Source organism: Flavobacterium crassostreae (genome assembly GCF_001831475.1).
Classification (GTDB): domain Bacteria; phylum Bacteroidota; class Bacteroidia; order Flavobacteriales; family Flavobacteriaceae; genus Flavobacterium; species Flavobacterium crassostreae.
In genome coordinates this window covers 782,177-796,770 of record NZ_CP017688.1, presented here as the reverse complement: position 1 = coordinate 796,770, position 14,594 = coordinate 782,177, and the positions used below count along the sequence as shown (strand labels likewise).

Annotated in this window: 13 protein-coding genes; 4 read left to right on the top strand and 9 right to left on the bottom strand. The window is 32.4% G+C overall.

The window, feature by feature from the left end:
• Window positions 1-24 precede the first annotated feature (24 nt).
• On the bottom strand, window positions 25-633 hold the full coding sequence (locus tag LB076_RS03505; RefSeq protein ID WP_066332910.1) for a DUF4254 domain-containing protein: 609 nt from the start codon (window positions 631-633) through the stop codon (window positions 25-27).
• A 364-nt stretch (window positions 634-997) separates the two neighbouring features.
• Window positions 998-1,927: a hypothetical protein gene (locus LB076_RS03495; protein WP_066332900.1), complete on the bottom strand. Its 930-nt coding sequence runs from the start codon at window positions 1,925-1,927 to the stop codon at window positions 998-1,000.
• Window positions 1,928-2,058: 131 nt separating this feature from the next.
• On the opposite strand from LB076_RS03495, the gene LB076_RS03490 reads away from it, so the two are divergent.
• Window positions 2,059-2,289 (top strand): DUF6341 family protein, encoded by a 231-nt coding sequence (locus LB076_RS03490; protein WP_066332898.1) that lies wholly within the window; start codon window positions 2,059-2,061, stop codon window positions 2,287-2,289.
• 45 nt (window positions 2,290-2,334) lie between these two features.
• On the opposite strand, the gene purD is transcribed toward LB076_RS03490, so the two are convergent.
• Window positions 2,335-3,609, bottom strand: coding sequence for a phosphoribosylamine--glycine ligase (purD, locus tag LB076_RS03485; RefSeq protein WP_066332895.1), 1,275 nt, complete (start codon window positions 3,607-3,609; stop codon window positions 2,335-2,337).
• Between the two features lie 132 nt (window positions 3,610-3,741).
• Between purD and LB076_RS03480 the strand changes: the two genes are divergently transcribed.
• Entirely contained in the window at window positions 3,742-5,049 is a 1,308-nt protein-coding gene (locus LB076_RS03480) for a phenylacetate--CoA ligase family protein (protein WP_066332892.1), read from the top strand.
• Here LB076_RS03480 and LB076_RS03475 read toward each other — a convergent pair.
• The 5 genes from LB076_RS03475 to LB076_RS03455 all read right to left on the bottom strand — a co-directional run bounded on the left by LB076_RS03475 (window position 5,039) and on the right by LB076_RS03455 (window position 10,901).
• Window positions 5,039-5,827, bottom strand: a complete 789-nt coding sequence (locus LB076_RS03475) for a glycosyltransferase family 2 protein (protein WP_066332891.1) — start codon at window positions 5,825-5,827, stop codon at window positions 5,039-5,041. The two genes, LB076_RS03480 and LB076_RS03475, sit on opposite strands and share 11 nt — an antisense overlap.
• Window positions 5,817-7,169, bottom strand: a complete 1,353-nt coding sequence (locus tag LB076_RS03470) for an exopolysaccharide biosynthesis polyprenyl glycosylphosphotransferase (RefSeq protein ID WP_066332888.1) — start codon at window positions 7,167-7,169, stop codon at window positions 5,817-5,819. Before LB076_RS03470 ends, LB076_RS03475 begins: the two co-directional genes overlap by 11 nt.
• A gap of 153 nt (window positions 7,170-7,322) precedes the next feature.
• Window positions 7,323-8,306, bottom strand: a complete 984-nt coding sequence (locus LB076_RS03465) for a UDP-glucuronic acid decarboxylase family protein (RefSeq protein WP_066332886.1) — start codon at window positions 8,304-8,306, stop codon at window positions 7,323-7,325.
• A gap of 213 nt (window positions 8,307-8,519) precedes the next feature.
• The gene (locus LB076_RS03460; protein WP_066333388.1) at window positions 8,520-9,635 is read right to left on the bottom strand and encodes a glycosyltransferase; all 1,116 of its coding nucleotides are present in this window, start codon (window positions 9,633-9,635) and stop codon (window positions 8,520-8,522) included.
• Between the two features lie 48 nt (window positions 9,636-9,683).
• Entirely contained in the window at window positions 9,684-10,901 is a 1,218-nt protein-coding gene (locus LB076_RS03455; RefSeq protein WP_141672815.1) for an O-antigen ligase family protein, read from the bottom strand.
• Between the two features lie 503 nt (window positions 10,902-11,404).
• On the opposite strand from LB076_RS03455, the gene LB076_RS03450 reads away from it, so the two are divergent.
• Both LB076_RS03450 and LB076_RS03445 read left to right on the top strand, forming a co-directional pair.
• Window positions 11,405-11,983 carry a hypothetical protein gene (locus tag LB076_RS03450; protein WP_066332884.1) on the top strand — a complete coding sequence of 193 codons (579 nt, stop codon included), beginning with the start codon at window positions 11,405-11,407 and terminating at the stop codon, window positions 11,981-11,983.
• A gap of 208 nt (window positions 11,984-12,191) precedes the next feature.
• Window positions 12,192-12,998 carry a glycosyltransferase gene (locus tag LB076_RS03445; protein ID WP_066332878.1) on the top strand — a complete coding sequence of 269 codons (807 nt, stop codon included), beginning with the start codon at window positions 12,192-12,194 and terminating at the stop codon, window positions 12,996-12,998.
• On the opposite strand, the gene LB076_RS03440 is transcribed toward LB076_RS03445, so the two are convergent.
• A complete protein-coding gene (locus LB076_RS03440; protein WP_066332876.1) occupies window positions 12,995-14,425 on the bottom strand; it encodes an O-antigen ligase family protein in 1,431 nt (476 codons plus the stop codon). The genes LB076_RS03445 and LB076_RS03440 overlap by 4 nt on opposite strands.
• Window positions 14,426-14,594: the final 169 nt, after the last annotated feature.

The window sequence follows — 14,594 nt, the reverse complement described above, 5'->3', positions numbered from 1 at the left end:
GGTTAAAAATAACGCGACTAGGATCTATTGCTTTTTTCCTTGGTACAAAACTGGATTCAACTCTTCATCATTGTACATTTTCATTTGTTTGTACACTTTCATGAATTTGTCTCCACTTTCAATATCCTTTAATAAGTCATCTATTGCGGCAGATAAATCGGTTCTTTGCTCGAGTAAAATGTTTAATTTTTCTTGGCATTTGTCTCGGTGTTCTGCTGAAGCTTCAGAGCGGGTCGCTTCTTCGTTCATGTGGTATATTTTTAGAGCCAGAATAGACAATCTATCAAATGCCCATGCTGGACTCTCTGAATTGATTTTGGCATTTTCTTTTACTCTTACGGTGCTAAATTTTTGCAAAAAATAGCTGTCAATATACTCCACCATATCGGTGCGCTCTTGGTTAGAGGCATCGATTTTTCGTTTTAGACTCAATGCCGCTACTGGATCAATATTTGGATCCCGGATTATATCTTCAAAATGCCATTGCACGGTGTCAATCCAGTTTTTTAGGTACAATAAATGTTCAAATTTATCTTTAGGAAAAGGATTGTTTATTGGTTGGTCTACCTGGTTGTGTAGGTGGTAGTCCTGGATACTTTTTTCAAATACGGAATAGGCTAGTTTGGAAAACATAATTTTTATATTTTAATAGTTACAAAGATACTTTTTATACTTTTATAAAAAAATTACAAAACACAAATCTATTTTGGATTGTTGGTAATCTATGTATTTAAACAATGTCAAAACCAAGGGTAGTACTCAAAGCACATACCAATCCATCGTTTAGTTCCATACAAGCGGTGCGGAATCCTTTTTGGACCCGACTAAGAAAGACAACAGTACAGCATGCGTTTTAGAAGAAATCTCAAAAAAGTGCCTAACAATTGCCATCTACAGATTGCTAACCTATATTGCTGGTCTGGGTTTCTGGCCTGAATCCAAAGGCTGCATTATTCCGGGATTGGGGGATGCAGCTGCTTTGGCCTATGGCGGCAAATTATAACTGGAAAAAAAACGCAAACAAACTACATAACAGTAGTACTACCAAAACCATTTCTTGCTTTAATTTGATCTGAGGCAGTTCAATATGGCTGGTAGCAAGCATGGCCATTGGCGCTATGGTATATACCAATAGGTCATTGCTTTTGTTGGGAGAAATAAGGTACACCACTATTGCTATACATAAGGAAGCAATGATTTTTTTGTAGGTAGTATGAAGTACTAATGGTCTGTGAGACAAACTACCGATAATAGAAATCATAAAAAACAAAATAGCCGTGGCGTATATAGACAGGGCTGCATTTTGATAGTTATTGGTAAAATAATAAAGGTCAAAATCTACCTGCATGTTTTGGTATAAATAATCCAAGTAGTCTATCTTGAAAACCAAACTAACCATTACAAAAATTACTGCTGTAGAGAAAAAAGCAATAAATGGCAAAATCCAGTTTCTGTAATCTCTATAAACATGAAATACTATAGAAATAAAAACCAATAATATGTATACTATACTCCAAAAATGAAATAGTGACGCTACAAATATCCATAATGAGGCATCAAAAATCTTTTCTTTGGATGCACTTAAGGATTGTAGGGAAATCAATCTTCTAAGTGCCAACAAAATAAAAAAGTTGGAAAGCAATAAACTAAGATTATCTAAAAGTGAAGGAAAAAAAATCAAAAACAAAAAGAAAAACAGCACCACATAGCCACTATCTTTGCTCACCCCATTTTTGTACGAAATAAAATTTGTTACAAAGACAGACCCGAACAAAACCAGTAAAATAGCTGCTTTTTCAAAAAGTAACTCCGCAGAATTGGTCCAGCTCCAATCTTGACTTTGATAGATAAAAAAGAAACCCAATATTAAAAATACCACTAAGGAAAAATTTAATGGCGTAGATTTTTTAAAAACACTTGTAATCATAAGGATATTTTATACTTTTGTGGTTGTAAATATAATACTTGTTTAAATAAGGAAACGCTGGAGTAGATAAAGATTCTGACAAAGCGTTTAAAATTTTACAAAAAACATAAAAACAAACTAATTTTAATAATATGAAAGCATTTTTTGAAGGTATTCAATACTTATTTGTAGATATTTTACTTACTCCTCTTGATTTTTTACGTTCTTTGGAGCTTTCGTCTTGGTTTGCTGCAAACACCATTAACTGGATCTTTATGATTATTTGTACTGCAGCAATGGTGTACTGGATCAAACAGTTGCGTATTTTTGACCAAGCAGGTACAGAAGGTCAAGACACTACGGCACATTCTTTTTTAAAATAAAAAAACTTCCTTAGCCTTAAATTCTGGCTAAAGAAGCTCTTTTGTTTACAAAAGATCGTTCCCGATATCTTTTCTAAAATTCATCTTATCAAAGTGTAGCTTATCTATATTTTGGTAAGATTTTTTTATGGCTTCTTGAAAGCTATCGCCATAAGAAGTTATAGCCATTACCCTACCGCCATTAGTGACTACGTTTTGGTTTTCTAGTTTGGTTCCGGCATGAAATACGATAGAATCCGTAATGTTTTCTAATCCGGTGATCCTTTTTCCTTTTTCAAAATTTTCAGGATACCCGCCAGAAACAAGCATTACCGTTGTAGCACTTCGGGGATCTATCTCTAACGAAATTTCGTCTAGTTTTTGATTGGATACTGCCAAGAATAACGATACTAAATCTGTTTTTAATCTCGGAATTACTACCTCGGTCTCTGGATCTCCCATACGCACATTGTACTCTATTACAATAGGCTCATTGTTTACGTTGATTAATCCTATAAAAACAAAACCCTTGTAGGTAATGCCATCCTTTTGAAAGCCTGCAATGGTGGGTTTTACAATACGCGTTTCTATTTTTTCCATTAGAGCTGCATCTACATACGGAACCGGCGAAACAGCACCCATACCTCCCGTATTTAAACCGGTATCTCCCTCTCCTATACGTTTGTAATCTTTTGCCGTAGGCAGTATCTTGTAGTTTTTGCCATCGGTTAGTACAAAACAACTGAGTTCTATACCGTCCAAAAACTCTTCAATGACTACTTTGGTACTTGCTGCGCCAAACTTTTGATTTAGTAGCATGCTTCGCAATTCGTCTTGAGCCTGAGCTAAATTGTCTATAATTAAAACGCCTTTTCCTGCGGCCAAACCATCTGCTTTTAGCACATAGGGCGGTTTTAATGTTGCCAAAAAGTCACAGCCTTGTGCTACGGTTTCTGCGGTAAAGCTCGCATAGGCAGCTGTAGGTATTTGGTGCTTTACCAAAAACTTTTTGGCAAATTCTTTACTTCCTTCTAATTGAGCGCCTATCTTGGACGGTCCGATAACGGCTACATGATGGAGTTGGCTATCGTTTTCAAAAAAATCAAAAATCCCTTTTACTAATGGATCTTCTGGACCTACTACAACCATGGTAATGTTTTTTTGTAGTACCAATGTTTTAATGGCATCAAAGTCTGTTGGACTCAGGTTTACATTGGTAGCAATAGTTGCAGTACCTGCATTACCTGGTGCTACATAAAGTTGGTCACAAAGTGGGCTTTGAACCATTTTCCATGCAAGTGCATGTTCTCTTCCGCCGGAACCCAGTAGTAAAATTGTCATGTGTTAGTTTGTTTAGTTGTTTGGCAAAAATAATTGCTTTTGGACGTAAAAAATAATTAATTTTTAAAAAGTTATGCTTTACGATGCAATAGTTGGTTCTAAATATTATTTTTGAGCAAATAAACCCTTTGTATGCTGCCTATTTTTGACCTACTACTCCAACTAAATCTTTTTCCGATAAGCAAGGCCAAGGCGGCACTACACAAAATTAGTTTGCTTAGCCCAGCAGAAAAAGAGCTTTTTATAGAGCGACAAAAACGTGCTATGGTGGCTTTTCATGTCCAAAACAATGCTTTTTATGGTTCTTTGGTGCCTCAAGTGCCCGAAAATTGGACAGATCTTCCGATTTTAAACAAAAAAAACTTACAAATTCCTTTAGCACAACGGCTATCTAAGGGCTACACTAAAGGAAACTCTTATTGCAATAAAACTTCGGGATCTAGTGGAATCCCGTTTATCTTTGCCAAAGACAGGTATTGTCATGCCCTTACTTGGGCTTCCAATTTTATGCGCTACCAAGAGCATGGTATTGATCTCAATACGGCCTATCAAGCTCGGTTTTATGGTATTCCGATGGCGTTTTGGTCGCACCAAAAAGAACGGCTTAAAGATTTGGTAAGCCAGCGGTATCGGTTTGCTATTTTTGATCTCTCTGATGCCGCTTTGGAGACTATTTTAAAAAAATTTAGTACTACAGAATTTGATTATATCAATGGGTATACAAGTGCCATTGTTTTGTTTGCTAAATTTTTGGAACAAAAAAATGTAGTTTTAAAACGTATTTGCCCCACACTAAAGGTGTGTATGGTTACCTCCGAAATGCTTTTTGAAAAAGATAAAATTCTTTTAGAAAAGCAATTGGGTATTCCGGTTGTTAATGAATATGGCGCTTCGGAACTGGATATAATTGCCTTTGAAAATCCAGAGTCCGAATGGCTTGTCAATTCCGAGACATTGTTTGTAGAGATTCTGGACCAAAACAATGCGGTTGTGCCTTACGGTCACCAAGGTCGGGTTGTGGTTACGTCTCTTTTTAATAAAGCACATCCATTTATCCGATACGATACTGGAGATATCGGTATTTTGGATGTCAAAAGCACCCTGGATAGGCCTGTACTTAAAAAACTCATCGGAAGATCCAATGATATTGTAGTATTGCCTAGCGGAAAAAAAGCACCGGGATTAACTTTTTATTACATCACCAAAACCATCATTGAAGATACCGGAAATGTAAAAGAATTTGTAATTACACAAACCAAAATAAATAGCTTTGAAATTGAATATGTAAGCGATCAAGAGCTAAATTCTGTGGCTATCCAAAAAATACAACAGGCCATAGAGACCTATTTGGAGCCTAATTTACATTTTATATTTACTCCAAAAAAGACCTTGTTGCGTACCCACAGAGGCAAATTGAAACAGTTTCGTTCTATGCTTTAATTTTATGGGTATAAAATGGTTTTATAGCCAACTGTACAAACAAAAACAATTGCATGCATAGCAAGGAAGCAACAAAATTAAGGCCATGAAATTGCCTATAAACAGCAAAGTTGTATTGCAATAAATTAAATTTAGACGTAGATACAGAATGGTTTCGGATCCGATAATAGGCTAAACTTTCGGGCACGGGATGGGCTGTTTTTATTTTTTGGAGAATGTGCAACCAAAGCATCCAATCTTGGCGTTTTCGGACAGACGAAATAGGTATTTTGCCAAAATATTCTGCATCATACAGTGCCGTTAAATTGCCAATATAGTTACAAAAAAACAATGCTCTATAGCTAACCACTCTCGGAGAGGTTACTCTTTTGTTTAATGGCCTGCCCTGCTCGTCTATACAATCATAATAACTAAATGTAAAGGGGAGTTGGTGGGTTTGCATAAATGCCACTTGTTTTAGCAACTTGGTTGGTTGCCATAAATCATCTGCATCCAAAAAAGCAATATACTGGCCTTTGGCTACAGCCAAGGCTTTGCTTCTGGCTATTCCGGTGCCTGAGTTTTGAGTTAGTGCGTGTACTTGAATTCTGGGGTCTACTTGCGCATGCTTGGTCACTAGGGCTAAAGTGCCATCAGTGGAGGCATCATCTACAATAATTAGTTCCCAATTGGAATAACTTTGCGCCTGAACAGAAGCAATGGCAAGGGAAACAAATTTCTCAGAATTGTATGTAGGAGTTAGTATAGAGACTAAAATTTCCTTTTGGTTAGAAAGCATTTTCTTCGCCTTTAAAAATATTAATAACGGTCTGAAAAATAATTTTGAGATCGAGTATGAAAGACCAGTTTTCTATATAAAAAATATCTAGCTTAATGCGGTTAACCATATCCATATCACTACCAATAGACCCTCTAAAACCTCTAACTTGAGCCAAACCTGTTATGCCTGGTTTAATAAAATGACGTACCATAAATTTATCTACTTTTACGGCATACTTTTCGTTGTGACTAACCATGTGTGGTCTTGGCCCTACTACAGACATATCGCCCAGCAAAACATTAAAAAATTGTGGCAACTCGTCTAAGCTCGTTTTACGCAAAAATTTACCTATTTTAGTTATGCGTATATCATTTTTAGAAACCTGATTGAGGTGTGCGTAAGGATTTAGTTCCATGGATCTAAATTTATAACAAACAAATAATTGATTTTTTAAGCCATTTCTTATCTGTCTAAAAAATATTGGCCCTTTGGATTCCGCCTTTATAAAAATAGCTGCAATAATGGTAAACCAGCTCAATATAAACACAATTACTAATAATGAAAACACGATATCAAAAATACGTTTTATGATTTTATTTAATTTCTCATCCAGTCGTATTTCTCTCCCTGCAATAATAGGAAGATAACCATAGTAGTGAAAAATATAATTTCCAGATAAAACATGATTTTCGTCTGGAATAAATTTAAGTGTTTTAAAGTTGTTATCTGTAAAATCTTCTAATTCTGTAATTTCATCCGAAGTTAGGTCACTCATGGCACAATACAACTCATCAACACCCTCCGAAATTAGGTAGTCACAAACTTCTTTTAGGCTATGTGCATTGCATTTTTCGTCCGAAAATACGTTTACTAACTTATATCCGTAATCTAAATTTTGGACAAAAAACTTTTGTAACTGCTCTGTCTTGACCTGACTACCAAGAATAACTACTTTTCTAAAATTGCCTCCAAAAACTAATCTGTATTCTTTTAAGAAATAATAGATAAATAATTTTAAAACCAGTACCATAAATACCACACTAGTTAAATAATAAAATACTACTTTTAAGGAGGTATCCTCACAATAAAGATATACAGATGCCATTGTGGCGATAGAAAAAAAAGCAAACTGTTTTAGGGCACAATTTAAAATAGTAACAACCTTGGTATACCGATACACTTCATAAAAACCCAAATGATAGGCACTGACTAACCAAGCTAAACTTAAGAATATACAAAATGAAATTTCTTGATTTGGCGCATTAAAAAAAAATAACCCCAATGAAGTAAGTAGTAAAACATCTACAATATAAAAAAATGGACGAATGTATCCAGAGAATCTTCCTGCTTTGTTCCGCATTTACAATTGGGTTTAATTTAATTTGGTGGTTGGTTAAATAGTATTCATAACATTGTATAATAGCACATTGGGTGTTAATTACTTAATACTTAACTTAAGTAAAAACTGTTAAATCCAATTTATATTGTATTGCTCACCTAATTTTATGTTTTCTTACTTGATATAAGAAGTAAAATCTTTGTGTTCTTCTTTGGATAATTCTTCAGCAGACAAGGATTTAAAATAATCGTAGGTTATCTTCATTCCCTGTTCTCGAGTTACTTTGGCTTTCCACCCTAAAAGTTCTTTGGCCTTGGTGGTATCTGGTTGTCTTTGTAAAGGATCGTTTTCTGGCAAAGGATAGTAAACAATTTTTTGATCCGTTCCGGTGAGTTTGATGATTTCTTGGGCAAAATCTTTGATGGTTATTTCGTCTGGATTACCAATGTTTACAGGATATACGTAATCCGAATGTAGCAATCTAAAAATACCCTCTACTTGATCGTCTACATAACAAAACGAACGCGTTTGCATTCCGTCTCCAAAAATAGTTAAATCTTCTCCCCGCAGTGCTTGTCCAATAAAAGCAGGAATTACCCGACCGTCATTAAGTCGCATTCTGGGACCATAGGTATTAAAAATACGCACTATTCTGGTTTCTACCCCATGAAAGGTATGGTAAGCCATGGTTATGGATTCTTGAAAACGCTTGGCCTCGTCATAAACTCCTCTAGGGCCTATGGTGTTTACGTTGCCATAGTATGCTTCTGTTTGTGGGTGCACCAACGGATCTCCGTACACTTCGGAAGTAGAGGCTATCAAAATTCTGGCTTTTTTTACTCTAGCCAAACCAAGTAAATTATGGGTGCCCAAAGAACCCACTTTTAGGGTTTGAATCGGGATTTTTAAATAATCAATAGGGCTTGCCGGAGATGCAAAATGCAAGATATAATCCAAATTGCCTGGAACATGAACAAAAGTGGTAATGTCATGGTGGTAAAATTCAAAGTGCTCTAATTTGAATAAATGTGCAATGTTTTTGAGATCGCCGGTGATCAAATTGTCCATTGCTATAACGTGGTATCCTTCTTTAATAAAGCGATCACATAAATGCGATCCCAAAAAGCCTGCTGCTCCAGTAATTAATATTCTTTTCATTGTATATTATTTATTTTACTATTTGTATCTACGAAAAATACATTAAAAGGACTATAAAAAACCCTTTTTTACTTAAAAGATTCTGTCAAAAATAAACTAATCCTAATTACTGCAAAAATAATCTTGAAAAAGCTTTATGATTGCGTTTTTTTTTAAAATAAGTCAGAAACATTTATTGTGCGTCTATTGAATAAACCTCTTTATAAATATGGTTTACAAGCATCTATTTTTATTCAAGTCTTTTAAATGAAGTTGTCGCTTATTATGGACATAATTTGCAATCTCTAACTCAAATTTAGACGTCGAAAATCTTAAGGCATTTTTTCTTATTGCTACATAATCAAAATTAATTTTTTCGAACTCTTGAATTGCAAAATTAAGTGACTCAACGGATTGTTGTTTAAAATAAACCCCTGAAACTTGGTCAACTACTGTTTCTAAAACCCCTCCATAAGCATAGGCTATAACTGGAGTTCCACAAGATTGAGCTTCTATAGGTGCTATTCCAAATCCTTCAACACCCATCTGGATAAACCCTTTTGCTTTTTGTATATAAGAGCTAACATCTTTAGAATTTAAAAAACCTTTAAATATAATGTTTTGGGATGCAATACTCTTTATTTTTTTTAATTGATCCCCATCTCCTATTACAATTAATTTCTTTCCTGACTTATTAAATGCTTTAACTACAATATCAAATTTTTTGACATGTACTACCCTACCCACAACTATGTAATAATCCTCTTTATTTATCTCTAATGGAAAATTACTTAAATCAACCGGAGGATATATAACATCCGAGTTTCTGTTATATTTTTCTTTTATCCACTTTTTTACAAAATGAGAATTTGCAATAATATGATCCGGTCGTTGCGCTTGTTTAATGTCTATTTTTCTTAATAGGTAAATTAAGGGATACAAAATATATTTGAAAGCACCGAAAAACAACTCACTATCATCCCAAATATAATTAAAATTTCGTGCGTGAAAATAACTTATGTGTAATTGCTTTTTATTGCTTTTTTTAATTCCTTTTGCAACGGCATGCGAGGACGAGATTATTAAGTCTGCATCGGTATCTACTTTAATCTTACTTATTAGATAATGAAATATAAAAAAAAACAATCTAAACTTATTTTTTACAACTTTTAAAACCGTTTCTTGTATAAAAGGTTCTTTTTGAGAATATATTTTAGCTAAATCTTCTTTCTTCATTATATTGATAAGCGTGTAGGTTTTATCAAAACAATAACTCCTCTCTAAACAAGAAATCACCCTTTCGGCACCTCCATACTTATCCAACCAATCTACTACCAATACTTTTTTCAAAATCAATTTTAATTTATAATTAAAGGAACACTGTTTACTCCAATTTCTCTATTCTAAGAGGGGTTTATTTTTGACCTTCGTTAAGGGTATATTTATTAATGAGATTATTAACGCAAATAAATACACCCCTGTTTGGCGCATTAAAACATTCTCTACAACAAAAAACATCAGTGTTGCAACTAACATTGCTATCTTAAAAAAGTCTCGTCTATATATATAAAACTGGTGTCCAAAAAAGTAACAAAAAATAAATAGCCCTAAAATACCCGAGGTTAAAAAAACAGCAATAAATTGATTGTGCGAGTTTTTATTGGTTGAAATAAAGTAGTTAGCCCTATTTCGGTTTGTCATAGTTTGGTCGTAACAGTTCAGGTATCTTTGCTCTAACTCTTTGGTTGAGTTAAGTCCAAAAAACAAATCAAAGTCTTCACTTTTCATTATCCTATAAGAACAATTCCATATTATCATTCTAGGCTCATGCCTATTTAATTTTTCAATGGATTTTTCGTAGTTTGAAGTAATAAAAAATCGTTCTCTTAAATTTTTGTTTAGCATCATAAAAGAAAGCATAAAAAAAAGGGAGCATAAAAAAAATACTACTTTTTTATTATTGCTAACTTTAGAATAAAATAAAAAAAATAAAAAACTTATACAAAGTACTGTTAAGACGGATATTCTGGCCGATATAATTACTACAAAAATGGATATATAAATTGCATATCCAATTAGCACTATTTTATATTTTTTAATAGATGTAGATACTTGTAATGCAATGATAATTGCTATTACTGAAATAAAACCCAAATAAGGTCTTTCCATTCCTAAAATTTCATTAATAATTTCTCCTTCAAAAGGTAAAAAATTTTTATTTTGGATATAATATCCTATTAAACCGATATAAGCCCTAACGGACAGAAATAAAACCATCCATAAAATACCATATTGAAGCCAGTTTTTATTTTCAACCTTCAAAAACAGTATCGGAATTATTACTATTGGTAGCAAAAGAGAATAATTAGAATCCAGAATAGAGTGCGTAATAATTGCTTTTAAAATCCAATAAATAAATAAAATAGCTAGAATAAAAAAAGGTTTTATTTTCAAAAGTTTAAACTCTATTTTTTTAAAATTTTGAAAATCCAAAATCAATATAATTATGAGTGAAATCAGTATTATGTTAGGTGCTTTGAGTGAAAAAAAAAGCAGCATGATTAAAAAAACAAACAATAAATCAAAAAGATGTTTTTTTATAGTAGCTAAAATCATTTTAAAATATTTTAATGTTACAAATGTGGACAAATATAAATGTTTAATTTTTTTAAACGTAAAATAGTTTTTTTTAAACAATGTCCAAAAACAACCGTATTTAGAGACCCAAAATAAGAAGAGTTAAAGGTGTTGGAGTGCTAAAAAATAACATCCAATACAATTAGCAAGCCGATAACCAACGGTTTTTATTTATACCATTAATATCCTGCTTTATTTGGTCCATCGGCAATAAAACCAATACGCCAAAATAAACTGATTGTCAAAACAATAATCCATGCTTGTTCCTGATTTATATGTATTGCATTTAGAATAGGTCTCTTTGAGTAAAACTAAAAATCACTTTGTATTTTTTTAATATTGTTATAGCTATTTTTGTTTTTAGCATGGCAATTATTCAGGGGATAACAAAATAAAATTTTAGTAAATAAAATTTTGGTAAATTAGAAATAAAATACCATTTTTGTGCAAAATTTTAGTTTAAATTTTAAAAAACTTTTCTAATGAAAAAAATATTTTTTTGCGCATCTTTAATGATGATTACACTTATATCGTGTAAAAATGAAAATTCTAAATCTGAGTTAGAAACACCTCAAAAAGAGTTAGAAACGCCTCTTACTGAATTACAAAAACTAGAAGGTAGAGTGATTAATACCGAAGATGGAGAATGGTATGTTGTTAAAGACAATAAACGGTGGAAAGCCCTATCTGAGCCAGCAACTACGGATTATTTAAAATCTATTGAAGACGGCAAAAATTATGTGTCCAAAAATGTGCCATTAGCATTGGCAGAGCAGCTCCCTATTGGTGGAGAAATTTTGCCAAAAGTGATTTTTAAAGGCGAAACACCAAAAGAAATCTTTAATAATAAATTAGTAGAAACCACTACCGGTGAATGGTTTGCCATAAAAGACGGCGAACGTTGGAGAGCAATGTCAGAACCTGCTACAACGGATTTTCTTAAGTCTGTAGAAAATGGACGAAACAACATCATAAAAAATGTTCCAGCAACATCTCTTCAAGAATTTCCTGTTGCAGGAGAAGTATTACCTGGAGTTGTTTATAAAAGAGACCAAAAATAATATTTATTAGGTTTATAGTCGGCTCTTCTTGTTAAAAATGGGATTAAAAAAAATGCAGTTGATAGTGCCTAAAATATTTTGTTCCTACCAAGGAATATACTTTCAAATCCATTTTTAGTACAATATAATTTCTAAAAAAAATAGTTGCCCATTAATTTAGCTAAGGGCCACTAATGTCTTTTAAACTTCTTTCTAATAATTTCAAGTCATGTTAAAAAAATCAATCGATTGTAATATAATTGTTTTAATGTCTCATTATAATGATAATGATCGATTGATTAAATGTCTTTCCTCTTTTAAAGAAGAGATCCCTGTCGATATCCTTATTATTGATGATGGAAGCAACGAAAAACCCATCGCAGAAGAGCTTCAAGTCTATTTTAAAGTAGGAAGGCTAACTGTGGTTCAAATGAAGCAAAACTCCGGTTGTGGCAAGGCTAGAAATCATGGTTTAGAAATCATTTCTAAACTGGATTATAAATATATTGGTACAATGGATTCTGACGATTTGAATAAAGAAAACAGATTTACTAAGCAGTATCAATATTTAGAAAACCATTCTGAGGTGAAACTATTAGGTTCATGGTGTGACTGTATTGATGAGAATGGAAATTTTTTATTTACTCAAAAATACCCCGTTAAATACAATACTATTAAAAATAAAATGTATCTGAATTCAATGGTGGCACATCCTACAATGCTTTTTCATAAATCAATTTTAGAGACAGTTGGTTTTTTTTCAGAAAAATATCAAATTGCAGAAGATTATGCATTTGTATTTAAAGTTAGTACCTATTTTAAAATTGAGAATTATCCAGAAGCATTAATATTTTACACTATTAATAATAAAAGTAATTCTTCTGTTTTCCGTAAAAGGCAAGTGAAAGATCGAATTAAAATTATATATAATAATTTCTATTTTGGATTTTATCCTATATATGGATTAGTACGAAACATTCCCCTTCTTTTTATGCCCCGAAATTTTCTGACCTTTATAAAAAAACTAATTCGTTAGTTATATAAATGCGTTTCTGAATGGTTGTTATTATACGAAATTCTATTCAATATAGTTATCAAAATTGCCAAACATAGCCAGAAACCATGTTGTCTAAAAAAATCTGTTTGTAACCAATTTAAGCTTAGTCCTACAAAGGATAAGATTAAAACAAATCCTAAAATTCTGTATTGGTCACTACTTTTTTTGAATACATAAATCGATTGCTTTATACAATAATAAATAAGGAACACGAATATAGAAAATCCTATTATACCTGTTTCTGCCAATAATCTTGTATAAATATTATAGGCACTTGGAAACGATCGGAGTTTATTGTTTTGATACATACCCTCAAACTCCCAATTGTTTTTCTTTGCCCATCTTGGGTAATGAAACCTTTTATGATAGGTTTCTTGACCAAAACCTACTCCTATTATTGGATTCTCTTTAAAAACCTGTAAAGAAGCATATTGCATACCAAATCTAGTCTGGTTAGAAATATTGTTTTTTAAGTTTTTACTAAAATTTAAACTTTCAATCTTTTCGCCTACTGCTACGACCACTTTGTTCCCATTTATTATTAGCAAAATACTTATTGCAATAAAACCAAATTTAAAAATCTTAAGAAAATTCTTTCTGTAACTTGGTATTGCATACAAAATAGATAACAATATTGTAACTTGAACTGTAATATTAATTAATGCTGTTCTAGATCCTGAAAAAAAAGTTAAAAATAAAATCAGCAACAAAGGTATAAAACGATAACGGCTTTTAGAACTCAATATATAGCTAAACATCCATCCGGATATTGTTATTAAATAGTTCCCTAAAGAAGGCGATTCGTAGGCTACAGAGGATATTCGGCCTCCTGTCATATAATTCACCTCTACGAATGGAAAGTAGCCAAATAGAGCTAAAACAGGTCGTAAAGCATTAACATTAAATACGATTATCAATGTTTCTATAAAACCGTATATAAAAACAAAAATTAATGAAAATAAAAGTACTTTACGAATTTTTGTCAACATTTCAATTGCGCTCCAGTTTTTGATTACATTAAGAAAAAAAATTAAAAATAAAAACGAAGGAATTAAAAGAGAGGCATATTGACGTATAAATCTATAAATCCCGCTGGTATGTTTGTAATAATTTTGGCTAACTGTAGCATAATTTAATACCGTTACAACAAAGCACCATGCAATAAATAGTACTAATATTAGAAACGGCTTACTTCGCAAAGGAAGTACTACTTTCCAAGTAAAAAATATCTCTATTGCTAAAACCAATAAACCAGCCATGAAAAAAAAAGCTCCTGCTTCATTTTTAAATTCGCCTAATGCTGGGATGCCTTCAAAATCATTAAACGGAAAGAAAAACCAGCCTAATAGAAAAAGTAGCGTATAAATTTGTCGTAATGATATCGATTTTATTGGTTTATCAAGCATCTTTAAACTGTTTTAGAAGGATTTTTTTCATAATTAAGCAACGCATTAACCAAATTAAAATAATACAGACTACAACCTGTTCTAATAAATCCAAAAAGAATGTAGCGCTCATAATAAGTATGGCTATAAAAATAAAAATTAAATTGGCTTTTTGTAGGGAACGGATGTT

What these genes read in the sequence shown, in the direction of transcription:
- LB076_RS03505 (WP_066332910.1), bottom strand. Translation starts at nt 633, where the DNA reads ATGTTTTCCAAACTAGCCTATTCCGTATTTGAAAAAAGTATCCAGGAC.
- LB076_RS03495 (WP_066332900.1), bottom strand. Translation starts at nt 1,927, where the DNA reads ATGATTACAAGTGTTTTTAAAAAATCTACGCCATTAAATTTTTCCTTA.
- LB076_RS03450 (WP_066332884.1), top strand. Translation starts at nt 11,405, where the DNA reads ATGAAAAAAATATTTTTTTGCGCATCTTTAATGATGATTACACTTATA.
- LB076_RS03475 (WP_066332891.1), bottom strand. Translation starts at nt 5,827, where the DNA reads ATGCTTTCTAACCAAAAGGAAATTTTAGTCTCTATACTAACTCCTACA.
- purD (WP_066332895.1), bottom strand. Translation starts at nt 3,609, where the DNA reads ATGACAATTTTACTACTGGGTTCCGGCGGAAGAGAACATGCACTTGCA.
- LB076_RS03465 (WP_066332886.1), bottom strand. Translation starts at nt 8,306, where the DNA reads ATGAAAAGAATATTAATTACTGGAGCAGCAGGCTTTTTGGGATCGCAT.
- LB076_RS03490 (WP_066332898.1), top strand. Translation starts at nt 2,059, where the DNA reads ATGAAAGCATTTTTTGAAGGTATTCAATACTTATTTGTAGATATTTTA.
- LB076_RS03445 (WP_066332878.1), top strand. Translation starts at nt 12,192, where the DNA reads ATGTTAAAAAAATCAATCGATTGTAATATAATTGTTTTAATGTCTCAT.
- LB076_RS03455 (WP_141672815.1), bottom strand. Translation starts at nt 10,901, where the DNA reads ATGATTTTAGCTACTATAAAAAAACATCTTTTTGATTTATTGTTTGTT.
- LB076_RS03470 (WP_066332888.1), bottom strand. Translation starts at nt 7,169, where the DNA reads ATGCGGAACAAAGCAGGAAGATTCTCTGGATACATTCGTCCATTTTTT.
- LB076_RS03440 (WP_066332876.1), bottom strand. Translation starts at nt 14,425, where the DNA reads ATGCTTGATAAACCAATAAAATCGATATCATTACGACAAATTTATACG.
- LB076_RS03480 (WP_066332892.1), top strand. Translation starts at nt 3,742, where the DNA reads ATGCTGCCTATTTTTGACCTACTACTCCAACTAAATCTTTTTCCGATA.